The organism is Methyloceanibacter sp. (genome assembly GCF_050726195.1).
Taxonomy (GTDB): Bacteria; Pseudomonadota; Alphaproteobacteria; order Rhizobiales; family Methyloligellaceae; genus Methyloceanibacter.
Window position 1 is genome coordinate 67,532 of the sequence record NZ_JBOHJC010000013.1, and the last position, 25,126, is coordinate 92,657.

General features: G+C 65.0%; 23 protein-coding genes, 1 tRNA gene and 1 pseudogene. 9 read left to right on the plus strand and 16 right to left on the minus strand.

Going from position 1 to position 25,126, the window contains the following annotated elements:
* Positions 1–40 precede the first annotated feature (40 nt).
* Genes mnmG through ACRECX_RS10605 form a run of 4 tightly spaced genes read left to right on the plus strand, consistent with a single transcriptional unit; the run spans position 41 to position 4,302 of the window.
* A complete protein-coding gene (gene mnmG / locus ACRECX_RS10590; protein ID WP_431558804.1) occupies positions 41–1,921 on the plus strand; it encodes a tRNA uridine-5-carboxymethylaminomethyl(34) synthesis enzyme MnmG in 1,881 nt (626 codons plus the stop codon).
* A gap of 2 nt (positions 1,922–1,923) precedes the next feature.
* Entirely contained in the window at positions 1,924–2,586 is a 663-nt protein-coding gene (gene rsmG, locus ACRECX_RS10595) for a 16S rRNA (guanine(527)-N(7))-methyltransferase RsmG (protein WP_431558805.1), read from the plus strand.
* A complete protein-coding gene (locus ACRECX_RS10600; protein ID WP_431558806.1) occupies positions 2,583–3,386 on the plus strand; it encodes a ParA family protein in 804 nt (267 codons plus the stop codon). Before rsmG ends, ACRECX_RS10600 begins: the two co-directional genes overlap by 4 nt.
* A gap of 43 nt (positions 3,387–3,429) precedes the next feature.
* Entirely contained in the window at positions 3,430–4,302 is an 873-nt protein-coding gene (locus tag ACRECX_RS10605) for a ParB/RepB/Spo0J family partition protein (protein ID WP_431558807.1), read from the plus strand.
* Here the strand turns inward: ACRECX_RS10605 and pyrE are convergent.
* The 4 genes from pyrE to leuS are packed head-to-tail and all read right to left on the minus strand — an operon-like array spanning position 4,299 to position 9,100.
* Positions 4,299–4,865, minus strand: a complete 567-nt coding sequence (gene pyrE, locus ACRECX_RS10610; protein ID WP_431558808.1) for an orotate phosphoribosyltransferase — start codon at positions 4,863–4,865, stop codon at positions 4,299–4,301. The two genes, ACRECX_RS10605 and pyrE, sit on opposite strands and share 4 nt — an antisense overlap.
* A 50-nt stretch (positions 4,866–4,915) precedes the next feature.
* A complete protein-coding gene (gene holA, locus ACRECX_RS10615; RefSeq protein WP_431558809.1) occupies positions 4,916–5,923 on the minus strand; it encodes a DNA polymerase III subunit delta in 1,008 nt (335 codons plus the stop codon).
* A 53-nt stretch (positions 5,924–5,976) separates the two neighbouring features.
* Positions 5,977–6,501: an LPS assembly lipoprotein LptE gene (gene lptE / locus ACRECX_RS10620; RefSeq protein ID WP_431558810.1), complete on the minus strand. Its 525-nt coding sequence runs from the start codon at positions 6,499–6,501 to the stop codon at positions 5,977–5,979.
* Positions 6,488–9,100: a leucine--tRNA ligase gene (gene leuS, locus ACRECX_RS10625; protein WP_431558811.1), complete on the minus strand. Its 2,613-nt coding sequence runs from the start codon at positions 9,098–9,100 to the stop codon at positions 6,488–6,490. Before leuS ends, lptE begins: the two co-directional genes overlap by 14 nt.
* 139 nt (positions 9,101–9,239) lie before the next feature.
* Here leuS and ACRECX_RS10630 point away from each other — a divergent pair, with 139 nt between their 5' ends.
* On the plus strand, positions 9,240–9,935 hold the full coding sequence (locus ACRECX_RS10630) for a YggS family pyridoxal phosphate-dependent enzyme (RefSeq protein WP_431558812.1): 696 nt from the start codon (positions 9,240–9,242) through the stop codon (positions 9,933–9,935).
* On the opposite strand, the gene ACRECX_RS10635 is transcribed toward ACRECX_RS10630, so the two are convergent.
* Positions 9,932–10,459, minus strand: a complete 528-nt coding sequence (locus ACRECX_RS10635) for a L,D-transpeptidase family protein (protein WP_431558813.1) — start codon at positions 10,457–10,459, stop codon at positions 9,932–9,934. The two genes, ACRECX_RS10630 and ACRECX_RS10635, sit on opposite strands and share 4 nt — an antisense overlap.
* 104 nt (positions 10,460–10,563) lie before the next feature.
* Between ACRECX_RS10635 and ACRECX_RS10640 the strand changes: the two genes are divergently transcribed.
* Entirely contained in the window at positions 10,564–11,250 is a 687-nt protein-coding gene (locus ACRECX_RS10640; protein WP_431558814.1) for a response regulator transcription factor, read from the plus strand.
* 96 nt (positions 11,251–11,346) lie between these two features.
* Here the strand turns inward: ACRECX_RS10640 and ACRECX_RS10645 are convergent, their stop codons facing one another.
* From ACRECX_RS10645 to tesB, 7 genes are all read right to left on the minus strand, one after another.
* Positions 11,347–12,168 carry an exodeoxyribonuclease III gene (locus tag ACRECX_RS10645; RefSeq protein WP_431558815.1) on the minus strand — a complete coding sequence of 274 codons (822 nt, stop codon included), beginning with the start codon at positions 12,166–12,168 and terminating at the stop codon, positions 11,347–11,349.
* Between the two features lie 387 nt (positions 12,169–12,555).
* The gene (locus ACRECX_RS10650) at positions 12,556–13,392 is read right to left on the minus strand and encodes a LolA family protein (protein WP_431558816.1); all 837 of its coding nucleotides are present in this window, start codon (positions 13,390–13,392) and stop codon (positions 12,556–12,558) included.
* A gap of 101 nt (positions 13,393–13,493) precedes the next feature.
* A complete protein-coding gene (locus ACRECX_RS10655) occupies positions 13,494–15,953 on the minus strand; it encodes a DNA translocase FtsK 4TM domain-containing protein (RefSeq protein ID WP_431558817.1) in 2,460 nt (819 codons plus the stop codon).
* Between the two features lie 207 nt (positions 15,954–16,160).
* Positions 16,161–17,165 (minus strand): aminotransferase class I/II-fold pyridoxal phosphate-dependent enzyme, encoded by a 1,005-nt coding sequence (locus tag ACRECX_RS10660; RefSeq protein ID WP_431558818.1) that lies wholly within the window; start codon positions 17,163–17,165, stop codon positions 16,161–16,163.
* A gap of 170 nt (positions 17,166–17,335) precedes the next feature.
* Positions 17,336–18,679, minus strand: coding sequence for an ammonium transporter (locus ACRECX_RS10665; protein ID WP_431558819.1), 1,344 nt, complete (start codon positions 18,677–18,679; stop codon positions 17,336–17,338).
* A gap of 17 nt (positions 18,680–18,696) precedes the next feature.
* Complete coding sequence (locus ACRECX_RS10670; protein WP_069441861.1) at positions 18,697–19,035, minus strand: P-II family nitrogen regulator; 339 nt, start codon at positions 19,033–19,035, stop codon at positions 18,697–18,699.
* A 220-nt stretch (positions 19,036–19,255) separates the two neighbouring features.
* On the minus strand, positions 19,256–20,128 hold the full coding sequence (gene tesB, locus ACRECX_RS10675; protein ID WP_431558820.1) for an acyl-CoA thioesterase II: 873 nt from the start codon (positions 20,126–20,128) through the stop codon (positions 19,256–19,258).
* A 128-nt stretch (positions 20,129–20,256) separates the two neighbouring features.
* On the opposite strand from tesB, the gene ACRECX_RS10680 reads away from it, so the two are divergent.
* Both ACRECX_RS10680 and gluQRS read left to right on the plus strand, forming a co-directional pair.
* Positions 20,257–21,498, plus strand: coding sequence for an FAD-dependent monooxygenase (locus tag ACRECX_RS10680; RefSeq protein ID WP_431558821.1), 1,242 nt, complete (start codon positions 20,257–20,259; stop codon positions 21,496–21,498).
* A gap of 22 nt (positions 21,499–21,520) precedes the next feature.
* Positions 21,521–22,354, plus strand: a pseudogene (gene gluQRS / locus ACRECX_RS10685) (tRNA glutamyl-Q(34) synthetase GluQRS); the annotation flags it as partial.
* Between the two features lie 42 nt (positions 22,355–22,396).
* Here gluQRS and ACRECX_RS10690 read toward each other — a convergent pair.
* The 4 genes from ACRECX_RS10690 to ACRECX_RS10705 all read right to left on the minus strand — a co-directional run bounded on the left by ACRECX_RS10690 (position 22,397) and on the right by ACRECX_RS10705 (position 24,816).
* Complete coding sequence (locus ACRECX_RS10690) at positions 22,397–22,609, minus strand: Trm112 family protein (protein WP_431558822.1); 213 nt, start codon at positions 22,607–22,609, stop codon at positions 22,397–22,399.
* Positions 22,606–23,283, minus strand: a complete 678-nt coding sequence (locus ACRECX_RS10695; RefSeq protein WP_431558823.1) for an LON peptidase substrate-binding domain-containing protein — start codon at positions 23,281–23,283, stop codon at positions 22,606–22,608. Before ACRECX_RS10695 ends, ACRECX_RS10690 begins: the two co-directional genes overlap by 4 nt.
* Positions 23,284–23,307: 24 nt before the next feature.
* Positions 23,308–24,222, minus strand: a complete 915-nt coding sequence (locus ACRECX_RS10700; RefSeq protein ID WP_431558824.1) for a tetratricopeptide repeat protein — start codon at positions 24,220–24,222, stop codon at positions 23,308–23,310.
* Between the two features lie 102 nt (positions 24,223–24,324).
* Positions 24,325–24,816, minus strand: a complete 492-nt coding sequence (locus ACRECX_RS10705) for a prolyl-tRNA synthetase associated domain-containing protein (protein WP_431558825.1) — start codon at positions 24,814–24,816, stop codon at positions 24,325–24,327.
* A 171-nt stretch (positions 24,817–24,987) separates the two neighbouring features.
* Between ACRECX_RS10705 and ACRECX_RS10710 the strand changes: the two genes are divergently transcribed.
* Positions 24,988–25,062 (plus strand) — tRNA-Gly (locus tag ACRECX_RS10710).
* Positions 25,063–25,126: the final 64 nt, after the last annotated feature.

Consider the following 25,126-nt stretch of genomic DNA (forward strand, 5'->3'; position numbering starts at 1 on the left):
ACGCTTTGACGGGGGCCGGGAAACTGACTACTTACCGGCCATGACCAAGGATTTCAGCGGACGATTCGACGTCATCGTCATCGGCGGCGGCCATGCGGGCTGTGAGGCCGCTTCGGCCTCCGCGCGCATGGGCGCCCGCACCGCCTTGATCACCCATAGCTTTTCCACCATCGGCGAGATGTCCTGCAATCCGGCCATCGGCGGCCTCGGCAAGGGCCATCTCGTCCGCGAGATCGACGCCCTCGATGGTCTCATGGGCCGAATCGCCGATGAAGCCGGCATCCAGTTCCGCGTCCTCAACAAGAGCAAAGGGCCAGCCGTGCAGGGCCCCCGCGCCCAGGCCGACCGCAAGCTCTATCGGCAAGCTATGCAGGCGGCGATCCGCGTGACCCCAGACCTCGACGTCGTCGAGGCGGCTGTAGAGGACCTTACCGTCGACGGCGACTGCGCGATGGGCGTCCTCACCGTCGACGGCCGGCGCTTCTCGGCTGGTGCCGTCGTCCTCACCACCGGCACGTTTCTGCGCGGCCTCATCCATATCGGCGAGCGCAAGATTCCGGCCGGCCGCATGGGCGAGGCCCCTGCCCTCGGCCTCTCCGACCGGCTCTATGGGCTCGGGCTCCGCATGGGGCGCCTCAAGACCGGCACGCCACCCCGGCTTGACGGCCGTACCATCCAATGGGACCGCCTTCAGGTTCAGCCTGGTGACCACCCGCCCGTCCCCTTCTCATTCCTCACCGAAAAGATCACGACGCCGCAGGTTCCCTGCCACATCACCCACTCGACGCAAGCGACCCACGCCATCATCGCGGCGAACCTCGCCCGCGCGCCCATGTATTCGGGCGCCATCGAGAGCGTCGGCCCGCGCTATTGCCCGTCCATCGAGGACAAGGTCGTCCGCTTCAAGGAGCGCGGCAGCCATCAGATCTTCCTCGAGCCGGAAGGCCTCGACGACGACACGGTCTACCCCAATGGCATCTCGACGTCGTTGCCCGAGGACGTGCAGCACGCCTTCCTCAAGACAATCCCAGGGCTTGGGGCGGCGCATGTGAAGCGCCCGGGCTACGCCATCGAGTACGACTACGTGGACCCGCGGGAGCTTCATCAGAGCCTTGAGACGAAGGCGGTCCAGGGCTTGTTCCTGGCGGGCCAGATCAACGGCACCACTGGCTACGAGGAAGCAGCCGGGCAGGGCGTGATTGCCGGCATCAATGCTGTCCTTGCCGCGTCGGGCGCGCACGAGCGCTTCGCCGTCACGCGCGCCGACGGCTATCTCGGCGTGATGATCGACGATCTCGTCACCCGCGGGGTGACCGAGCCTTACCGCATGTTCACCTCGCGCGCCGAGTATCGCCTCACACTTCGCGCTGACAATGCCGACCAGCGGCTCACGCCGCTTGGGCTCGCGATCGGCTGCGTTAGCGAAGGGCGCCGCGCCGCGTTCGCAGCGAAGGCGAAGCAGCTCGAAGACGGCGCGGCGCTGTTGCGGAACCTGACCTTGACGCCGGACCAGGCGGCAAAGTTCGGCCTTGCCATCAATCGCGACGGGCGCAAGCGAACTGCCTTCGAGCTTTTGAGCTATCCCGAAATCGACTACGCCCGGCTCGCGAGCATCTGGCCTGAGATTGCGGGCCTCGACTCGAAGATTGCGAACCAGCTCGCCGTCGATGCGCGCTACGCCGTCTACATCGCGCGCCAGGAAATGGACATCGCCACTTTCCGCAAGGACGAGGGCATCACCATTCCGGACGGGTTCGCCTTCGCGGCGCTTCCCGGGCTCTCCACCGAGATTCGACAGAAACTCGAGCGCCATCGCCCGGCGAGTCTTGGGCAGGCCGCGCGCCTCGACGGCATGACGCCGGCCGCGTTGATGCTCCTGATGGCGCACCTCAAGAAGGGCGTGGCGGCGAAGAGCGCCTAGATATGGCGAGCGCCCGTGGGCTCCCCACAATAGATGGTCCGAAGACGTTCGCCGAAGTCTTTAGAGTTCCACGTGAAACAATTCTCAAGCTGGTCCGGTACGCGGACCTCCTCGGCCATTGGCAAAAATCGACCAACCTCGTCGCCCCCTCCACTTTGCCTAAGCTCTGGTCGCGCCACTTTGCCGACTCGGCACAACTGCGTACTCTTGCTCCCGATTCGCGACTCTGGCTGGATCTCGGGTCGGGGGCGGGCTTTCCCGGGCTCGTCGTCGCCATTCTGCAAACCGGCAAGGCGGAATTCCGCATGCACCTCGTGGAGTCGAACCGCAAGAAGTGCGCGTTTCTCGCCGAGGTGGCCCGCATCGTCGAGGCCCCTGTGGACATCCACGCCATGCGTATTGAAGAGCTTGCCGAAAGGGATCAAAGCCTAAATCCGGACGTGGTGAGCGCCCGCGCTCTAGCGCCGCTCCCGCGTCTCTTCGAACTCGCTAGCCCGTTCTTCGGAGAAGGAACCAGGGGGCTTTTCCTGAAAGGTCGCGAGGCAGAGGCGGAGATCGATGCCGCAAGGGAGCGGTGGCAGTTCGTGTGCCGCCTGCATCCAAGCCTGACTGCCAAGGACGCAAGCATTGTCGAAGTTGCAGGCTTGCGGGAGCGAACGCCATGAGCCGCCACCGCACCCGTGTTCTTGCCCTTGCCAATCAGAAGGGTGGCGTCGGCAAGACCACGACGGCCATCAATCTCGGCACGGCGCTCGCGGCGGTCGGCGAGCGCGTGCTGATTATCGACCTCGATCCGCAGGGCAACGCCTCGACCGGCCTCGGCATCGACAACCGGGAGCGCTCGACCTTCGACGTGCTTGCGGGACAGATCTCTCTATCCGAGGCAAAGGTTGCCACCCACGTGCCGCGGCTTTTCATCGTGCCCGCCACCATCGACCTCATGGCCTTCGAGCGCGAGGCGGCAGCGGCGAACGGCAAGCATTATCGCTTGCGCGATTGCCTGGCGGCGATGATGGCGGCGGAGGAGCACGAGGCGGGAACCACCTATGTCCTTATCGATTGTCCGCCGTCACTCAATCTTTTGACTCTCAACGCGCTTGCCGCCGCGGACGCCGTGCTTGTGCCCCTTCAATGCGAATTCTTCGCGCTCGAAGGCCTCGCCCAGCTGCTCAGCACCGTGGAGGAAATCAGGGTGCGGCTCAATCCGAAGCTCCAGATCCACGGTGTCGTGCTCACCATGTACGACCAGCGCACCAGCCTTTCGGATCAGGTGGTGGAGGACGTGCGCGCGGTGCTCGGCGAGAAGGTCTACACCACGGTGATCCCGCGCAATGTACGCGTTGCGGAATCGCCCTCTCACGGCAAGCCGGTGCTGCTTTACGATTACCGGTGCTCAGGGAGCCAAGCCTATATCCAGCTCGCATCGGAAGTGATCGAGCGGGAGCGGCGGATGCGGGCGGCGTGATGCGGAAGTTCGGCCCGGAAGGGCCCAAGCTTGGAGATAAGCGATGGCGGTAAGCGCGCAGAAGAAGCGGTTGGGGCGAAGCTTGGCCTCGCTCATCGGCGAAGGCTTCGATGAGGCGGCTGGCGCCGCCGAGGACCAGCGCAGCGTTCCCTTGTCGTCGCTCAAGGCGGGCCGCTTCAATCCGCGGCGGAACTTCTCGGAGGCGCAGCTCGAGGAGCTCGCCGCGTCGATCCGCGAGCGCGGTCTCGTGCAGCCGCTCGTGGTGCGGCCGCTCGGAGGCGGCGACCGCTACGAGATCGTCGCCGGCGAGCGCCGCTGGCGTGCGGCGCAGCGCGCCAACTTGCATGAAGTCCCTGTCGTCATCCGCGCGCTCTCGGACCAGGAGGCGATCGAGATCGCCATCATCGAGAACGTCCAGCGCGAGGACCTGAACGCGATCGAGGAGGGGGAGGGTTATCACGCGCTGATGCAGGGCCACGGCTACACGCAAGAAGATCTGGCGAAGGTCATCGGCAAGAGCCGCAGCCACCTCGCCAACACGCTCCGCCTCTTGAAGCTGCCGAAGTCGGTGCAGGATCTGGTGCGCGCCGGCGATGTCAGTGCCGGTCATGCGCGCGCGCTCGTCGGCCGCCCTGACGCCGCGGCCCTTGCAGCCCGTATCGTTAAGGAAGGGTTAACGGTGCGCCAAGTCGAGGCGCTCGCGCAAGAAGAGAGCGACAAGCCGAAGAAGCGGAAGGGCCGCAGCAAGGATGCCAACACGAGGGCGGTGGAGTCCGAGCTTCACGAAGCCCTCGGTCTCAACGTGGAGATCAGGCCCGGCCGCGGCGAGAAGGGCGAGCTGAGGATTCGCTATACGAGCCTCGATCAGTTCGAGGACGTCCGCCACCGCCTCATGCGCCGCCCCGGCAGGTCCTAGCCGCCGGCGAGAAACTCTTCTGCTTTGAACAGCGATTTGAACGGCACGCCGTTTTGCGCGTAAAGCTCGGCTGCACCCTCGCCCCGGTCGAGGATCGAGATGACCAGCGCGACCTTGGCGCCTGCCTCTTCGACCGCCTTGACCGCCTCCATGGCCGAGCCGCCAGTCGTCGTCACGTCCTCCAGGATCACCACTGTCTTCCCCGCAATGTCGACGCCGTCGATACGCTTCTTCGTGCCGTGGTCCTTCACTGCTTTGCGCACGAAAAAACCCGGGAGGTAGCGCCCAAAGGAAGTGCTTCGCATGGCGACCGGTGCGATGAGCGGCACAGCGCCCATCTCGATGCCGCCCACGGCGTCAGCGCTAATACCTTGAATTTCATGAAGAAATAGGTCTGCCATGAGCCCGGCCCCGTCGGGATCGAGCATGGCCGGCTTCATATCGAAGTAGTAGTCGCTCTCACGCCCCGAGGCGAGCACGACCTTGCCGCGGCGGAACGCGCGCTCGCGGAGCAACATGAAGAGCTTGTTGCGGAGTTCGGCGGTTCCGTCGGTCTGATGCATCTGGCACCTGCGGCTAGGCCGGACATGCATAGGAACGCGGATGGCCCGCGTCAAATCTTCGACGTGAGTGCGAGCAGTAGGCGTTCGGCGAACGCGCTTTCGAGATCGGGCGCGCGGCGGGACCGCGAGACGGCATCCTGAATGAGGGGGAGTGCATGGGCGAGTCGTGTTGCGCCCCAGCGCCGGCAATGGGCAAGAAACATCGGCTCGCGCTTGAAGTGCGGCCGCGGCTTCAGCGCCCTCACCGCCTCATCGAGGCTGCCGCCGGCGGCCTGCGCCGCAACGCGGTGCATCTGAGCGAAGTGACGCGCCAGTGCCGAGAGCGCCGAAGCCCGGTCCGTGCCTGCGGCGGCGAGGCGCTGCAGTTCACGGAGTGCCTGGTGCGGATCGCCGCTGCTCGCGGCATAGACGAAGTTCTCAAGTGCGATCTCCGCAGCGTCGCCGACGATCGCCTCGATGTCTTCGTGGCTGATGCTCCCGCCGCCTTGTGCATAGAGCGCGAGCTTGACGATCTCGGCGCGCGAGAGCGCTTGGTCCGCGCCGAGCCGGGCCATGAGATCGGACCTGGTCTCAGGATCGATGCGCAAACCCATCTCGGCGAGCTCGGCGTCGATGATGCCGGCAAGGTCGCGTTCGTCGCTGTAGCAAGGCAGCGCCGCGGCGTCGGCGAGCTTTTCGAACAATTTGCGCAAGCCGGAGTCCGGCCTGAGATTGCCGGCCTCGACGATGAGCGCGTTGTCCGAGGGTTCAGTCAAAAGCGCCTTTAGCGCCGGCACATCGAGCCGGCTGCCGGCCGAGACCCGCACGACCTTGTTCGCCGCGAACATCGGCCGGGTGCGAAGTTCGATCTCGAGCCGCCCCGGTTCCTCGGCAAGGTCGCGATCATCGAGACGAATGACTTCTGTCTCGCCCCTCTGTCGGCGCGCGAAGGTCTCGGCGAGCGCTGCGGCCCGTTCCGTAACGAGACCTGCGTCGGGTCCATAGGCGAGCGCCGCGCGACAGCTTGAATCGGGCGACTTCAAGAAGCGCGCAACGGCCGAGGCTTTGTAGGCGACCATGGCGGCGTGAGACTTACGAGGTTTCGAATTGCTTGCCTAGGCGGGGCGAGCGGCTAGGCCGACGTTGCGAGAAACGCCGCCAATTGCGTCCTGATGCTCTCCGCAATCGTGCGCGCCGCGCGATTCTCCGCGTCGTAGCGCGCCCGCACGTTGGCGAAGATCTCCTGGAAGCGATTGTAGGGGGCCCGCGAGATCGCCGAGCCATGATAGATCACCTTGCCATCCGCGCCGACGAGCTTGTAGCTCGCCTCGAGCTGATAGACCTGCCCTCGCGCATCGCCCGTGATCCGCACGAGCTGGTCGATGACCCGCTCCCTGATCGCGATCTTGAGTGTGTAGCGGGGCTCGGGCGCATAGCCGCCGCCGGTGTTGGCGAAGATCAGCTCGTTGCGAAGCTTTTGGCCGACGCGTCCGGGAATCGGCGTGACGTCGACTGAGGCCATGGCCTCGGACAACCTGGCGCCGCTCGCCGTGGTGGTGTTGGACCCGTATAGCGGCTGGAATCCGCACCCTGCGAGGCCGAGGGCGGCCACGGCCACGAGCGCCGCCGCGGACAGGGCAGGGCTACGCCACCACATTGACGATCCTCCGCGGCACGACCACCACCTTCTTGATTTTGCGTCCCCCTATGGCGCGCACGACATTGTCGAGCTTTAGCGCCGCTGCTTCAATATCTTCCCTCGCGGCGTCCCGCGCAATCGTCAATTCGTCCCGCCTTTTGCCGTTTACCTGTACCGCAATTGTCACAGTCTCCTCGGCCAAAAGGGCCGGATCGGCTTGTGGCCAGGGCTCTTCGGCCACCAAGGTCTTGTGGCCGAGGATTGCCCAGCCCTCCTCGGCGAGGTGCGGCATCATGGGAGCGGAGACCCTCACCAGCGCCTCGGCCGCCTCCCTCAAGGCGAATCGCAGATCGCCCTCAGGTTGTGCTCCAGCCCCCTGCAAGCTGGCCGAGAGCACGTTAGCGAGCTCGTAGATCTGCGCCACCGCGGCGTTGAAACGGAGCCTTTCGATGGCCGTGGTGACGGCCGCAACGGTCTTGTGTGCTGCGCGGCGAAGCGATTCGGCTTCGGGGCCGATCTGGGAGGGCGGCGCTGCAGCGAGCGGCGCGCCTTTCGCCGCGATTTCGCGGACCAGCCGCCAGACCCGCTGCAAGAAGCGGTACGCACCCTCCACCCCAGCGGCCGTCCACTCGATGTCGCGCTCGGGCGGCGTGTCCGACAGCATGAACCAGCGCGCCGTGTCGGCCCCGTAGGCGCCGATGATACTGTCGGGATCGACCACGTTCTTCTTCGACTTCGACATCGACTCGACCGCGCCGACGATGACCGGCTCGCCAGTCCTCGCAAGCACAGCCTTGCCGTCGCGTGTCGTTACCTCATCGGGCTGCACCCACTTGCCGTGCGCGTCCTTGTAGGTTTCGTGCGTGACCATGCCTTGGGTGAAGAGACCCCGGAACGGCTCGTCCACCGCAAGGTGCCCGGTCTTGTGCATCGCGCGCGCAAAGAAGCGCGAGTAGAGCAGATGCAGGATAGCGTGCTCGACGCCGCCGATATACTGATCGACTGGAAGCCAATAGCCGACCGCGTTGGTGTCGGTCGGCGACGGGGCGCGTGGTGCGCAAAAGCGCGCGTAGTACCAGGACGAATCGACGAACGTGTCCATGGTGTCGGTTTCGCGCGTCGCCGGCGCCCCGCATTTGGGACACGCGACGTGTTTCCATGTCGGATGGCGGTCGAGTGGGTTGCCCGGCACGTCGAAGCTCACGTCGTCGGGCAGCTTCACCGGCAAGTCCTCGGCCGGCACCGGTACGATGCCGCAACGCTCGCAGTGGATCATGGGGATCGGACACCCCCAATAGCGCTGCCGCGAGATGCCCCAGTCTCGCAAACGAAACTCGGTCTTGCGCACGCCTTGCGGTCTGCCGGCGACAGTCCGTGCCGCGAGCCGGTCGGCCATTGCGTTCTTGGCATCGGCCACTGCGAGGCCGTCGAGAAAGCCGGAATTGATCAGCACGCCGTCGCCCGTATAGGCCTCCTCTCCGATCGCAAAAGTCTTGGCATCCTCGCCAGGCGGCAGCACGACGGGCACGACAGGGAGTCCATAGGCGCGTGCAAATTCGAGGTCGCGCTGATCGTGCGCGGGGCAACCGAAGATCGCCCCGGTGCCATACTCCATCAGAATGAAGTTGGCGATGTAGACGGGAAGCGTGGCGCCCTCGATGACGGGATGGGCGACGCGCACGCCGGTGTCGAAACCCTTCTTCTCTTGCGTCTCGAGCTCCGCCGCGCTCGTGCCGTGGTGTTGGCACGCCTCGATGAAGGCCCTCGCCTCGGCGTTCCCCTCCGCCACGGCCTTGGCAAGCGCGTGATCCGGCGCGATCGCCATGAACGCCGCGCCGAACAGCGTGTCGGGCCGCGTGCTGAACACCTCGATGACGTCGTGACCCTGCGGCGCGGTCCCGTGCACCATCTCGAAGCGGACCAGGAGACCGTCTGATCGGCCGATCCAGTTCGCCTGCATCAGGCGCACCTTCTCCGGCCAGCGGTCGAGGCTATCGAGCGCCTGCAACAGATCGTCGGCGCAGGCCGTGATCTTGAACACCCACTCCGGCTGCTCGCGTTGCTCCACCAGCGCGCCGGATCGCCAGCCGCGGCCGTCGATCACCTGCTCGTTGGCAAGCACGGTGCGATCGACCGGGTCCCAGTTCACCTTGCGCGTCTTACGGTCAACGAGGCCGGCCTCCAGCATGTCGAGAAACAGCTTCTGCTGCTGGTGGTAGTAGTCGAGGTCGCAGGTGGCGAGCTCGCGGCTCCAATCGAGGGAAAGCCCCATGCTCTTGAGTTGGCCGCGCATGGTGGCGATGTTGTCGTAGGTCCACTTGGCCGGGTGGATGCCGCGCTCGATGGCGGCATTCTCGGCCGGCAGCCCGAAGGCGTCCCAGCCCATGGGATGGAGCACGTTGTGGCCGCGCGCCCGCATGTAGCGGGCGACGACATCGCCCATGGTGTAGTTCCGCACGTGGCCCATATGGATGCGGCCGGACGGGTATGGGAACATTTCTAGAACATAATATTTCGGCCGCGCATCATCCTCGCGGGCCTGGAAAATGCCCCTTTCCTCCCAGGCCTGCTGCCAATGCTTCTCGCGTTTCGGCGCGTCGTAGCGGTCCGCGTCCATCGGCCCCTTTCCATCCGCTCACATCGATTCGGCGCGGCAATCGAACCTAAATGCCGGAAGCGGTCAAGTTGCACACCCGAAATCGCACATTGCGAAAGACGAGCCGCTGGCACGAAGATGCCGGCCAGGGGGAGGCCCCATGAGTCCTGAGCATCATGCTGCCGCGGAGATCCCGGCGCGGCTCCGGCTGATCAAGGAGGAGATCGCACTCGCTGCGGAGGCGGCCGGACGCGATCCGGCCGCGGTCAAGCTCATCGCCGTGACCAAGACGGTACCGGCAGCGGTGATCGAGGAGGCCATTGAAGCGGGCCAAGATCGCTTCGGCGAGAACCGGGTTCAGGAAGCACATGGCAAATGGCCCAGGCTGAAAGAGCTGCATCCCGACGTCGAGCTTCACCTTATCGGCCCACTCCAGACGAACAAAGTGCGCGACGCCGTCGCTCTGTTCGATGTCATCGAGACCGTCGACCGGCCGAAGCTCGCGCGCGCGCTCGCCGAGGAGATGGAGCGGCAAAGCGTCCGCCCCCGCCTGTTCGTGCAGGTCAACACCGGCGAGGAGCCGCAGAAGGCAGGTGTCGCACCCGACGAGGTCGCGAACTTCGTCGCGCTCTGCCGGGACACCTTCAACCTCAAGATCGATGGGCTCATGTGCATTCCGCCGCTCGACGAGGAGCCGTCGATGCACTTCGCGCTGCTCGCCAACCTTGCCGGCGAGCTTGGCATTGATGACCTCAGCATGGGCATGAGCGCCGACTTCGCCAAGGCGATCGGTTTCGGTGCGACCTATGTGCGCATCGGCACCGCCATCTTCGGCGAGCGGGTGCTGCTCGATTAGCGCGTAACAAGGATTGACGTTCTCGGGCGCAGCTGCGCAATCAGCGCCAAGAGGTCGCGTCGGTTGAGCGCGATGCAGCCCGCGGTCGGCAGGTAGTCCAGACGCGCGAGATGCACGAAGATGGCGCTGCCTTTGCCTCTCACCCGAGGCCGGTCGTTATAGCCGAGCACGAGCACGAGATCGTAGAGATGGTCCTCGCGCATGAGGCGATCGCCATCCAGCGAGTGTCTCACCAGCCGATTGTAGTTCCGGTCGGTGGGATCTTCGCACCAGCCATCATAGGCACGAATCGCACGGGCATGCAGCGCGGTGCGAGGCCGGCCAACCCGGTCGGCGCGGTAGAGGACGAGGCGCACCGCAAAGCGCCCTAGGGGCGTTCCGCCATCGCCCTCCCGCTTTAGCGCGCGAAGGCCCGAGCGGCCGATGGCGGCTCGGCACCCGCCATGGGCAAGCTGGACCCGCGCCTGTTGCGGCCGTCCGGGCGCGCGACGGACGACGATCGGCCTTGGCCGCTTAACCCTCATGCTTGGCAAGCCTTTTTTGGCCGTTTGTGACCCTCTCGTCATGCTTGTCGCCGGGCCGCGCCCCCCTTACAACCCTGGACAGGGAGTAGACCAGGGACCCGCCCATGAGCAACGCGCGCAAGATCCTCATCATCGACGATGACGACGAGCTTCGCGAGTCGCTGAGCGACCAGCTGTCGCTGCACGAGGAATTCGACACGGCCCTTGCCGCGACTGCGCAAGACGGGCTGAAGCAGGCCCGCAACGGCCACATCGATCTCGTGCTGCTCGACGTCGGCCTGCCCGATCTCGACGGCCGAGAGGCGTGCAAGCTGCTTCGTCGTGGCGGCTTCAAGGGTCCCGTCATCATGCTCACGGCGCAGACCTCCGATGCCGATACCATTCTCGGTCTCGAGTCGGGCGCAAACGACTATGTGACCAAGCCCTTCCGCCTCGGCGTGTTGCTCGCCCGCATTCGCGCCCAACTCCGGCAGCACGAGCAAAGCGAGGATGCTGTGTTCGCCATCGGGCCGTACACCTTCCGGCCGGCGTCGAAGCTGCTGGTGGACGGCGCCGGCAGCAAGATTAGGCTCACCGAGAAGGAGACCTCGATCCTGAAATACCTCTACCGCGCCGGCGAACGGGTCGTAACCCGGGATGTGCTGTTGCATGAAGTGTGGGGCTACAACGCCGGCGTCACCACCCACACACTCGAGACCCACATCTATCGCCTGCGCCAAAAGATCGAAAAAGATCCCTCGCAGGCTGAGCTGTTGATCACCGAGACCGGGGGCTACAAGCTGGTACCCTAACAGCAATCCGTCATACCGGCGAAGCCGGTATTCAGGGCCATATGCCGCGGAATTTGCTTGGCTGGACCCCGGCTCTCGCCGGGGTGACGAGGGCAGTCACTCCACGAAAAAATCCGCAATCACCGGCACATGGTCGGAGGTGCGCGGCCAGTCGCGCGCCTCATCGACGACGGTCATGGAAACGGCCGCGCCGTCTAGCGCGGGCGTGGTCCAAATATGGTCGAGACGCCGCCCCCGGTTGGAGGCTCGCCAGTCCCGGTTCCGGTAGCTCCACCAGGTGAAGAGTTTCTGCTCGGCTGGGACATGACGCCGCATCACGTCGATCCAGTCGTGGGAGGCCTGCACACGATCGAGCCGCTCCGTTTCGGCCGGTGTATGGCTCACCACCTTGAGGAGCTGCTTATGGGACCAGACATCGGTCGGCAGCGGCGCCACGTTGAGATCGCCGACCATGATCATGCGGTTCTTGGGCTTGGTCCGGAGACCGCCGAACCACGCGCTCATGGCCTCCAGGAAATCGAGCTTGTGGCGAAACTTCTGGTTGGTCTCGGGATCCGGCACGTCTCCGCCGGCAGGCACATAGACGTTGTGCAGCACGACCGGCTTCCTGCCGGGCCCCGCCTCGTCGAAAGCGATCGCCAAATGGCGGGCGTGGCCGCGGCCGCAAATGTCGCGGCTCTCGCCGAGCTTGAAGGGAATGCGCGAGAGCGTCGCCACGCCGTGATAGCCCTTCTGGCCGCACACCGCCACGTGCGAGAAGCCGAGCGCGCGGAGCGGCAGTTCAGGAAACTGTCCATCCTCGCATTTTATCTCTTGCAGGCAGAGCACGTCCGGCCGGAAGGCGCGCACGAAGCGCTCGATCAGGTCGAGCCTGAGCCGGACCGAGTTGATGTTCCAGGTGGCGAGGCGAAAGCGCATCTCAACCTGGTATGGCGCGAAGCTGAGGCGCGCTCAACTGGTCAGCTGCCATTGCGGCAGACTTATGCCGCCATTCAACAGCGGATAAGAAAAAGGCGTCCAACCGCTGCGCGTGGTTGGACGCCAGAAGCGCGTTATTTTTCGCGCGCGTGCCGGGAGGGAAGCCGGCACGAGCAGACCACATCTTCGGCTAGACGGGGGGCACTACCGATGAAAAACGATGTGGTCCGCTTCTAGAACCAACAAATATGTAGATTGGCGGGCGATTTCAACGCCCGTCGGCCGAAAAATTTAACGAGACGTAAAGAACGTCCAGATCTGACCCTAGTACGCTGATTTATAACGGCTTCTCTGGCCAGCAATCCAGCCGGCACGTTAACTTTTGGCCTACCGGAAGGGCGAGAACGAGTCCTTGGACTGGAAAAAGTCCGCGGCCACCTTCCGGCCGGAGACCATGTTGTTGATCGTGACCCTGGTGGTCAGACCCTGGGCGTCGGTAATCAGCCACTCTTTGAGTTCGAGGTCCGAACTGGATTCGAAATAGAGCTTTATGCGGCCGGCGGCATCGCCGTCCTTGTCTTCCAGCGAAATGGCAAGGCCGCCCTGATCCCGCTCAACTCCAACGATGCGGGCGTCGCGGTCAAGATCGACCGACTCGGTAAGGAGCAGGCGGAAAGGCGTCGACTTGATCGGGTATTTCTCCACCGTCTTCAGGTCGGAATCTTCAATGGCCAGCGAATGCCCGTCGGCCACGATACGCAGCGCGCTCGGCGGCGCGTAGTCGAAGCGAATCTTGCCTGGGCGCTGCACGTAGAAGCGGCCGGTCGACCGCTTGTTGTTGGGATCGATCTGCTCGAAGCCGCCCTGCAAATTGGTGATGGAGTTGAAATAGGCGTTGATGCGCTTCACTGCCTCGGCCTGCTCCTCGCCAATTAGCGGCGTTGGCGCGTTGGCGGCCTCGACGGCTGCCTCCCAACTTGCCCCTTCGTCGATTGCGGTCGGCGTGATCTCGCCAACCGGGGCCGCGCTGCCGGCCGGGACGACGTCCTGACCTATCGAGGGCCGTAGAGCGTCCTCAGGAGTGCCCTCCTCGCCGACCGACCCCGTGGTGAGGGGCGTCTTGGACACGGTCGTCGAGCTGTCTCCGGCCAAAGCGAGGCCCACGCCTATGCCAAGGACGATGGGCAGGCCAAAGAGAAACCCGGCGGCTCTGCGGATTGTCATAAACCCCCCTCCGTGAGACCGGCTTGGGCAAGAATAATAGACATTCGATAGATGATTCCGCCAAATCTGGTCAACTTCTTGGCGGCGGCAAGTTTGGCACACTAATAGGGCGCTGCGGCTTCGTCGCCCCCCACGAGAATTTCTCGTTTCCCGGCATGATTGGCCGGACCGATCAGCCCCTCGTTCTCCATGCGCTCGACCAGGGTCGCGGCGCGATTGTAACCGATTCCAAGCCGGCGCTGCACGTAGCTCGTGGAGGCCTTGCGGTCGCGCAGCACGATGGCCACGGCCTGGTCGTAGAGGTCGTCCCCGCTCTCGCCGTACTCCGAGCCGCCGTCACCGTCCTCGTCGTTCTCCTCCTCGTCGGTCACCGCATCGAGATAGGACGGCACACCCTGCTTCTTGAGATGCCGCACCACCTTCTCGACCTCCTCGTCGGCGACAAAGGGTCCGTGGACGCGGATGATGCGGCCGCCGCCGGCCATATACAGCATGTCGCCCTGGCCCAGCAGCTGCTCCGCGCCCTGCTCCCCGAGAATAGTACGGCTGTCGATCTTCGAAGTGACTTGGAAGCTGACCCGGGTCGGGAAGTTCGCCTTGATCGTGCCGGTGATGACGTCAACGCTCGGCCGCTGGGTCGCGGTGATGAGATGGATGCCGGCGGCGCGCGCCATCTGCGCCAGGCGCTGTACGGCCGCCTCGATGTCCTTGCCGGCGACCATCATGAGGTCGGCCATTTCGTCGACGATCACGACGATGTAGGGCATCGGATCGTAGTCCATCTCCTCCTGCTCGTAGATGGCCCGGCCGGTCGCGCGGTCGAAGCCCGTCTGCACGGTGCGGGTCAGCATCTCGCCCTTGGCTTCGGCATGCAGGACGCGGGCGTTGTAGCCCTTGATGTCGCGCACGCCGAGTTTCGACATGCGCTTGTAACGCTCCTCCATCTCGCGCACGGTCCATTTCAGGGCGACGACCGCCTTTTTCGGGTCGGTCACGACCGGCGCGAGAAGATGCGGGATACCGTCGTAGACGCTCAGCTCGAGCATCTTGGGGTCGATCATGATGAATTTGCACTGTTCGGGTGAGAGCCGGTAGAGCAGCGATAGGATCATGGTGTTGATGCCGACCGACTTGCCCGAGCCAGTGGTGCCGGCGATCAGGAGATGCGGCATGCGCGAGAGGTCGGCGATGATGGGCTCGCCGCCGATGGTCTTACCGAGGGCGAGGGCCAGCCGTGCGTCGGTATCCTGAAAGTCCTCCGATTCGAACAGCTGGCGCAGCATGACGATCTCGCGCCGGTCGTTGGGCAATTCGATGCCGATGGCGTTGCGGCCGGGCACCACGGCGACACGGGCTGCGATGGCGCTCATGGAGCGAGCGATGTCGTCGGCGAGCCCGATCACCCGGGACGACTTGGTACCTGGCGCCGGCTCGAGCTCGTAGAGCGTGACCACGGGGCCTGGCCGGACATTGGTGATCTCGCCTTTGACGCCGAAATCCTGCAGCACGCCTTCGAGCTCGCGCGCGTTCTCCTGGAGCACCTCATCGCTTATGCCGCGGCCGCGGGCCGCCCGCGGCGGCTGCTGCAAGAGCTTGAGCGAGGGCGGATCGTAAGGCGTATCGGCATGCTGCGCGCGCAGGCTCGTATGCCTTTTTCTCCCCTGCTTCGGGTCGAGACGTGTGATGCGATAATCTGGTGCGGTGACGTCGTCCTCGTCGAAGTCCTCATCGTCATCGACGAAAGGCGCCGGGCCGAACGACGGCTCGATGCGGCCGTCGGCGTCGATTGCCGGCCGCTCCTCCGCCCACTCCTCGACGTCCGACTCGTCCTCGTAGCCCTCGTCATCGTCCTCCGCGCGCGGCTTGCGGCGAAACATTCGGCGCACGGCGCCGGCGGTATGCATGACGAAGTGCATGGCGGCGCCGAGCCAGGCATTGGCCCATTCGCCCGCGACGCTTGAGCGCGGCGCCCAAAGCGCGATCAGCTGCGAGGTGCTCGTGCCGCAGGCGAAGAGGAGGAGGGCAATGCCGAGCATGAGGAACGCAAGGCCGGCGACGAACGACACGGCCGCCTCCGGCAGGAACGGGCCGATGATATGCGCGCCAGCCATGAAGAAGTCGCCGAAAATGCCGCCAAGGCCGTTGGGCAGCGGCCAGCTCTTGGGTTGCGGCAACGCGGACAGCGCCGCGGCGAGCAGGATGACGGAGGCCGGCCAGGCGAGCAGCCGGAACTTGCGGCGATTGGGGACGGTGCGGGCCATCAGGTGCCAGCCCCAGGCGGCAAGCGGCAGGAACAGCACGATCGAGGCAAGCCCCAAAGACTGGATGCCGAGGTCGGCGATCACCGCGCCCCAGCCGCCGAGCAGATTGCGCGGTGCGGCGCGGGTGGCGTTGTTGAGGCTTGGATCCGTCACCGACCAGGTGGCGAGGCTCGCCCAAACGGCGCAGGCGCCGGCGATGAGGACGAAGCCATAGGTGCCGAATACGAGCCGGCGTAGGCCGGACTCGATAGCGTCCGGCAGCAGCCGCCGCCGTCCCTTGGTTCTGCCTCTTGGTGCCATCCCTCTAACCCAGTGTGGCGGCGATGCGCGCTAGGGCCTCACGCGTTGTCTCCGCGTCGTGCACAAGCGCGACCCTGATGAAGTCCCGGCCGGGGTTGTCCCCATCGGGTTGCGGCTGCGCGAGATAGGCCCCCGGCAGAACTCTGACACCACACCCTTTCCAAAGGGTTGTCGCCGCCGCCTCTCCGCCCCCGAAACCCGCCATATTCAGCCACAAAAAGAAGCCGCCTCCAGGCCGCCGGTAGCCGTAGCGGCTACCCAGAATCGCGTCCGCCGAATCGAAATTGGCCCGGTAGAGAGTCCGGCCCTCCTGGGCATGGCTCTCGTCGGCCCAAGCTGCCGCCGACACGTGCTGGATGGGGAGTGGCACCTGCGGGCACGCCACGTTGCGGAAGCGGCCGAACGGGCAATGAACTCCGGGTCGCCCGCAACAAAGCCGGACCTGAGCCCGGGAAGCCCCGAGCGCTTGGAGAGTGATTGGAACACCAACACATTGGCGAGGCTTCCCGTCAGACCCTGCGCCACCTCGAGCACGCCGGGAGGAGGTTCCCCTGAGTAGATCTCCGAGTAGCACTCGTCGGCGAAGAGCATGAAGTCGTAGCGGCGGGCCAGCGCGATAGCGCGGGCGAGATACTCTCGGCTCGCCACGGCGCCTTCGGGGTTCGAGGGCGAGCACAGATAGAATGCGGCCGCGCGCGCGAAGAGCGCCTCGTCGATCTCCTCGAGTGCCGGCAGGAAGCGGTTCTCTACGTGGCACGGGAGAAACGCAGGCGTAACCCCCGCGCCCCCCGCCGCTGCGGCGTAGACCTGGTAGAACGGATTGGGGATGAGGACGGCCGGGTGCGCCACCCCCGGCTTCCGCGCAAGGGCCGGAAAGATCGCCGAGAACAATCCTTCGCGCGAGCCATTGAGCGGCAGGACATGGCGCTCTGGATCGATCGCGCCGTGCAGCGCGGGATAGCGTCGTCCTATCCAACCGGCGATTGCCTCCCGCAGCGTTGGAATGCCCCTGATGGGCGGGTACCGGCCAAACTCAGCAAGGTGCTGCGCGATCACCGGCCCCAAGAATGGCGGCATGAGCGCGTGCGGCTCGCCGAGCGAGAGGTTGATTGGCGGCAGGCCCGGCTCCGAGCCGGTAAGCAAACCGGCGAGCCGGGTGAACGGCGAGCGGACGAGCTCATCGAGATTGGGTGTCGGCGCGTCGTTTGGCATGGAGCGGTGTTAGGCGATGATGTCGCCCGCGGCAATGCCGTCGACATGCGCCAAAGCAAAGGGCCCCGGCAACGCGCCGAGGCCCAAGGTGAGAGCTAGAAGTCAAGGGAGGAGGAGACCTAGCTCTAATTCTCCAACGTTCTTGTCCCTCTTTGCCTTCACGCGAAGGTCTACTGAACCACCTCGCCATGCAGGTTGATGTCGAGACCTTCGACCTCGACGGCCTGGCTCACTCTGACGCCGACAAGGATGTTGGTGATGATCAGGATCACAAAGCTAGCCACGGCACACCAAACAATCGTGGCGATGATGCCGTAGAGCTGGGTAATCACCTGACCGGGATTGCCTTCCAACAGTCCGCCGGTTCCACCGATAGCTTCGACCGCAAACACGCCGGTGAGGAGAGCGCCGACGATGCCGCCCACGGCGTGAATGCCGAACACATCGAGCGAGTCGTCGTAGCCGAGGGCTTTCTTGACCGTGGTCGACATGAAGAAGCAGATGATGCCTGCCGCGATGCCAATCCACAGCGCCCCCATCGGACCGACGAAGCCCGAGGCCGGGGTGATTGCCACCAGGCCCGCGACGGCGCCGGAGATAATACCCAGAACGCTAGGCTTCTTATGCACGAGCCACTCGACGAACATCCAGGCGAGCGCCGCAGCTGCAGTGGCAATCTGCGTCACGAGCATGGCCATGCCGGCCCTGTCGCCTGCGGCCAACGCCGATCCCGCGTTGAAGCCAAACCAGCCGACCCACAGCAAGGAAGCGCCGATCACGCTGTACACCAGGTTATGTGGCGCCATGTTCTCGGTGCCGTAACCGGTACGTTTGCCGAGGAACAGTGCGCAAACCAAGCCGGCGATACCGGCGTTGATATGCACAACCGTGCCGCCGGCGAAGTCGAGCACGCCGGCATCGAACAGGTAGCCGCCAGAGGCCCACACCCAATGCGTGATGGGAGCGTAGACTATGAGCGACCACAGGATCATGAAGATCACCACGGCGGAGAACTTCATGCGGTCGACAAAGGCGCCGATGATAAGAACCGGCGTGATGATGGCGAAGGTCAGCTGGAACGTGACGAACACGCTCTCCGGAATCGTGCCGCTCGCCGCCGTCAGGTCAACTCCCGACAGGAATGCCTTGCCGAGACCGCCAAAGTAGGCGTTGAGAGAACCGCCATCGCCAAAGGCAATCGAATAGCCTGCAACCAGCCAGACGATCGTGATGAGGCAGGTGATCGCAAAGGCCTGCATCACCACCGACAACACGTTCTTCTTGCGGACCATGCCGCCGTAGAACAGGGCGAGGCCTGGGATCGTCATCATCAGGACGATCGCCGTGGAGGTCATCATCCACGCGGTATCGCCGGAATTGAGCGGCGATGCTTCCGCCGCCGCCTCCTCGATTCCTTCGGCAGCCTCTTGAGCGAGCGCCGGATCGATGTGGTACAGCGCGAGCAATACGAGCGCTGCGACCACGCCGAATAGATATTTGGCAAGGGTCGTCATCTTCAAATCTCCCCCTCTCACAGTGCTGATTCGTTGGTTTCGCCGGTGCGGATGCGCACCGTCTGCTCGACGGGGACGACGAATATCTTGCCGTCGCCGATCTGCCCGGTCTTGGCCGCGGCGACGATAGCGTCCACGGCTTTGTCGACCATTTTGGCAGGCACCACGACTTCGATCTTGATCTTCGGCAGGAAGTTCACGGCGTATTCCGCGCCGCGATAGATCTCAGTGTGGCCTTTCTGTCTCCCGTACCCCTTGACCTCGGTAACGGTCATGCCTTGCAACCCAAGCTCGGTGAGGGCTTGACGCACCTCGTCGAGCTTGAATGGCTTGATGATTGCCATCACCAGCTTCATCTGTTTAAGCCCTCCATGATTTACGGCCGTGCAGGCTCGTTGCCTCTCAGCCTCGGCCGTGCGAACCCGAAAGCAGAGTCAAGCCCCGTGCCAACTCAGCGCTGGAGGCGGCAAGTCCTTGGCTTTAGGGATTCTTTTACGCTTTGGGCAGCCGTGGAAGCGGCCCAAGATCGGGTCACTGAGCACAGAAATTAGGCAAATCGGCCCAATTGCTCGCAAATTAGGCGGGCGCTGATGGCGTGCGCTCGCGAACCAGGCCCTCTTGGGCCGTGGAGGCGACGAGCCGGCCCTCGCGCGTGAACAAAGTGCCGCGGCAAAATGCCCGTCCCCCGCCGGAGGTCGGGCTGTCCTGGGCGTAGAGAAGCCACTCGTCCGCTCTGAAAGTGCGGTGGAACCAGATGGCGTGATCGAGGCTCGCCAGCATCAGGTTCGGGTCGAATACGAAGCGCCCATGGGCGATCAACGCCGTGTCGAGCAACGTGAAGTCGGAGGCATAAGCGAGCACGCATTGGTGCAAGGCGAGGTCGTCGCCGAGGTCCCCTGTGGCTTTGATCCAGACCTGCTGGCTCGCGGCGCGGCTGCCTGGAGAGAAGTAGCGCGAAAGGTCCACTGGCCTGATCTCGATTGGCCGCTCGTGCTTCCAATAGGCCCTAACCGGCTCCGGGACCCGGTCGATGAGCTTGTCCCTGAGTTCCGCTTCGCTCGGCAGGTCCTCGGGCGGGGGCACCCTGGGCATGGCCATCTGGTGGTCCAGGCCCACCTCCTCCTTGTGGAACGAGGCGGCCATGGAAAAGATCGCATGCCCGTGCTGGATCGCCACCACTCGGCGGGTCGAAAAGCTTCCGCCGTCCCGGATGCGGTCCACCTCGTAGATGATCGGCACGGCCGGATCGCCGGCGCGCAAAAAATAGGCATGGAGCGAGTGGGCCATGCGGCCGTTCACCGTCCGGTTGGCGGCAACGAGCGCTTGGCCGATCACCTGCCCGCCGAACACGCGTTGCCAGCCCACCTGCGGGCTCAAGCCGCGGAAGAGATTGTGCTCGAGCGTCTCGATATCGAGGATCGCCAGCAGTTGATCGAGGGCGCGGCTCATTGGACGGTCTAGGACAAGTTCCGTGTCCGGGCCGTTTATCAGGTTCGCCGCCCGTGTGAAACGTGTCCGTTTGCCGGCGTGAAGGCCGCCAAGTAGCGTCAATCTCGGCTCTCGCCTATACGAGGCGCATGAAGACTGTCGGAATTCCACATGACTTGATCATCGCCGGCGGTGGCTTCGTCGGCGGAATCTTGGCGCTCACTCTCGCCAAGCTCGCGCCCACGGGACTCCGGGTCGCCCTTGTCGATGGCGCGGCGGGCAAGTCAGGCGTCCCGGCGCCGAAGGACCCGCGTGGCCTCGCTCTGTCGGCGGCGAGCAAGAGTGTGCTCGAAGCGGTCGGTCTGTGGTCCTTGCTTGCGCCGCACGCGGAGCCGATTCGCGCCATCGAGATTACGGATAGTCCGCTGCACGCAGATTTGCGGCCGCACTTCCTCGGCTTCGACGAAGAGATGAGGTCGGGCGAGCCCCGCGCCTATCTCGTCGAGGCCGGAGATCTCCTTCGCGTGGTCTCGGATGCGGTTGCGGGAGACACCTCGATTGAGACAATTCCGGACAGCGCCAACGACTACGAGACGGACGCATTTTGCGTTCGCGCGAAATTCTTGAGCGGCGGAACGCTCGAAGGTCGGCTCCTCGTTGCCGCGGACGGCAAGCGCTCGCGGCTCAGAGACGGCGCCGGCATAAAGTGCGTCGGCTGGTCGTATCCACAAGTTGGCATCGTCACCACCGTCGTTCACGAGCGGCCGCATCACGGGCGCGCGATGCAGCACTTCTTGCCGGCAGGCCCGTTCGCCATCCTGCCGCTCAGGGGCAATCGCTGTTCCATCGTGTGGACCGAGGAAAAGGAGCGGGGGCGCGCGCTGATGGAAGCAAGCGAGGAGGAGTTCACCGCCGAGCTCAGCCGGCGTTTCGGCCACCGCCTCGGGGCGATTTCGCTCGAAGGCCCGCGCCAATCCTTTCCCCTCGAGTTTCAGATCGCCCGGTCCTTCATCGCCGATCGGCTCGTACTGATCGGCGACGCCGCCCATGTCGTGCATCCGCTCGCTGGCCAAGGTCTCAATATCGGCCTGCGCGACGTGGCAGCGCTTGCCGAAACGATCGTCGAAACGGTACGGCTCGGCCTCGACATCGGCGCAAGCCCGACCCTGGAGCGCTATCAGCGCTGGCGGCGCTTCGACAGCGCCTTCTCGGCCACGGTCATGGACGGACTCAACCAACTGTTCTCCAACGACAATAGGCCATTGCGCGCGATCCGCGATCTCGGGCTTGGTCTCGTCGACCGGACGCCGCCGCTGAAGCGCTTCCTTGTGAGCGAGGCGGCCGGTTCGACCGGCGCCGTTCCGCGTTTGCTGAAGGGGGAGGCGCTGTAGCCACGTGGTGCGCGACCACACGATGTCGGGGAGCTTCGTCACCCGTTTCGCCCCGTCGCCGACCGGGCTTCTCCACCTGGGCCATGCCTTTTCTGCCTTAACGGCTTGGCAGGCAGCGAAGGCGGCGGCTGGGGAATTCCTCTTGCGGATCGAGGATATCGACCGGACGCGCACGCGGCCAGAATACGAGGCGGCCATCTACGAGGATCTGACCTGGTTGGGCGTGACATGGTCCGAGCCGGTCTGGCGGCAATCGGAACGGCTCGGCGTCTACGCGGCGGCATTGGAGCGGCTTGCAAGTTTGAGGGTGACTTATCCCTGCTGCTGCACGCGCGCCGACATCCGCGCCGCGCTTTCGGCGCCACAGGAAGGGACGACGCCTTTCCCACCCGACGACACAGTCTATCCCGGTACTTGCCGCGGCCGCGACATGGCAGAGTGCGGGCCCGGCGACGCGATACGGCTTGATGTTGGCCGGGCGCTGGCGGTCCTGGGGGGCCGGAAGCTCACCTGGCGCGAGACTGGGCCGGCCCGCGGCGGGACGCATGTAGTGGACCTGGAGGTCATGCGGCGGATCGGCGACGTGGTGCTGGCGCGCAAGGATATCGGTGCCGCTGCCTATCACCTCGCCGTCGTGGTGGACGACGCGGCGCAAGGCGTCACCCATGTCATCCGGGGCGAGGACCTATTGGAGTCGACGCCGGTGCACCGGCTCTTGCAGGCGCTCCTCGATCTGCCAGTGCCGGTCTGGCACCATCATCGTTTGGTTCGCGACGAGACGGGGAAGCGGCTGGCCAAACGCAACGACACCTGCGCGATCCGGACCTATCGCAAAGCGGGGCGGACGCCAGAGGAGGTGCTGCGTATTGCTAGGTGCGCAGCTCAGAGAGTCGCAGTCCTAACGCTCGTCCAGCTTGCGCGCCTCTTCGGGCAGCATGATGGGAATACCGTCGCGGATCGGATAGGCGAGGCCCGCCGCGCGGCTGATGAGTTCTTGCCGCTCGGCGTCATAGTCGAGCGAGGTCTTGGTCAGCGGACAAACTAAGCTCTCCAGCAGCTTGGGGTCGACCCGTCGCTCAGGCCCGCCCGGCTTCTTGTCGTCGCTGGTCATTGTATGGATGTCCCCGAACCGTCGTCCCGTGTGGCAAGCTCCATCTCGGCGAGTGCCACAAGCGCCTCGGCCCGGGCGCGCAAGTCCTTGGCCTCGAGCAGCGCCTGTTTCTCCTCCGGCCCGTAGGGACTGAGAATCGCCAATGTGTTGACCAGCCGCTCGGTGCTCGCGCTGTTGATGCGGTCCCAGTCGGCGCTGAGATTATTGGCGGCAAGATAACATCTAAGCGTCTCGATCAGGCGCGGCCGGTCGACCTCGTCCTCGCCATGGCCGCAGAGGAAGTCCATCGCGTACGGCGAAAAATCGACCGCGCACATCCGGAACGGCGCGTCCGAGGCAATATCCGCGCCGAGACGGAAGCGCGCGATGCCAGCGAGCGTGATGATCATGCGTCCGTCGTCGCTCTCGCTGAACGCGGTGATGCGTCCGGCGCAGCCGACGCGCCGCAGGGGAAAGTCTTTGCCTTCGGGCGACTCGGTCGCGCCACCATCCGGCCCGGGTTGCACCACGCCGAGCAGACGGTCGTTGCCAAGCGCACGATCGACAAGCGCAAGATAGCGCGGCTCGAATACGTTGAGCGTCAGGTTGGCGCGCGGCAACAGGATGGCGCCCCGCAACGGGAACACCGGCAAGGCGTCGGGCAGGTCGGCGGCGTTGCGATAGCGTTCGGTCACCCCAAGGAGAAGCTCCTAGCGCTCTTAGGCGAAGAGCAGCGACGACAGCCTTTGGCGTCCGGCGACCGTGGCGGGGTCGCTCGGTCCCCAGGCGTCGAACAATTGCACAAGCTGCTTCCGCGCCGCGTCGTCGTTCCAGGCGCGATGCTTGGCGACCAAGGTCAAGAGTTCATCGAGCGCGCCCTGGCGGTCGCCTTTGGCGTTGAGCGCCAGCGCCAAGTCGAATCGGGCTTGGACGTCATTCGGATCGGCGGCGAGCTTGGCACGCAAGCTCTCGACGTCGCCCGCCTCACCCGCCTTGCGAGCGAGTTCGAGCGCGGCACGCGCGCTCGCCACCGGCGCACTGTCGGCCTTGGTAGGTGGCACGAGCGCCAAGGTCTGCTCCGCGCGCACAAGGTCGCCGGTCTTGATGTAGCACTTGGCAAGCCCCGCGGCCGCTTGCGCGTTCTCAGCGTCCGATTGCAGGATTGTGCCGAAGGCCTGCGCCGCCGTATTCACGTCGCCCGCCGCAAGCGCCGCCTCCGCGGCTTCGATATCGGCGCTCTGGTCGGCGGTCTCGCCGATCAGCCGGGCGATGAAGGCATTGACCCGCGACTCCGGCAGCGCGCCCATGAACCCGTCGACCGGCCTGCCGCCCTGAAAGGCGAACACCGCCGGGATCGACTGCACCCCCATCTGGCCCGGGATCTGCGGATGCTCGTCGATGTTGAGCTTCACCAGCCGGATCGCACCCTTGGCGGCGCGCACGGCCTTCTCCAGGACCGGCGTCAGCTGGCGGCATGGGCCGCACCACGGCGCCCAGAAGTCGACTAAAACCGGCACTTCGCGCGAGGCTTCCACCACGTCGCGCATGAAGTCCTGAGTGGTCGTGTCTTTGATGAGGTCGGCGACCGGGCTTCCGGCGCCACCCTCGCTGAGGATCGGAGTGTCCACGCTCATGCTCGCTCTTTGGCTAGCAGCCTACATCCCGCCACCAGCCCGAGGAAGATGGGCCGCCCGACGGGGTTTGGCAACCTTGCGCGGGCGACGGGGAATGTCGCTTTAGCCGAGCGGCAGCACGAGGGGCTCGTGGCCGCAGGCCTCGATAAAGCGCATCAGGTCCATCGTGGCGAGCCGCGTCGTGGCGCTGTTGTCGAGGGGGTGGCAATTAACCTGTCCGTGCTCCATCAGCGCCTGGTCGACCACGACCGAGAGCCTTCGCGCCGTGTCGTTGATTAGCGCGAACGGCGTCACCGAGCCCGGCTCGATGCCGAGCACCGCCTTGAGGAGGTCCGGCTTAGCGAAGCTGTAGCGGCCATGTCCGAGCCGCACCGCGAGCGCTTTGAGGTCGACCTTCGTGTCTTCCTTCGCGACTACCAGCACCATGTTGCCGTCCTTGTCAGCCAGAAACAGGTTCTTGGTGTGGGCGCCGGGAATCGTCTCGCGCAAGTCCCGCGACTGCGCCACGGTGAACATCGGCGCGTGCTCGACGGTGATCGAGGCGATGCCGAGTTCCTCGAGCCTGGCGAACAGCGTGGCGCGGTCTGAGTGCATTGCCTTCGGGCTGCGCTTCGGCTAAGGGGGCCCTTGATGCGGCGCTGGCCGGCTCATAACTGACCGGAAAGGCCGCGAGGTAGACAGCGCCAAGGTGATCAACTACAACCGAAATGACCACCCCGAGGCGCCAAAGACAAGGCTTTGCCTTCGCCGGGGAGGCTTGGAGTCGCGGGTGTAGCTCAGGGGTAGAGCACAACCTTGCCAAGGTTGGGGTCGTGGGTTCGAATCCCATCGCCCGCTCCAATTTTCTTGAAAACAACGCGTTGCGTCCCCCGGATCGTCCGGAATGGAGACGCGAGCGCTCGCT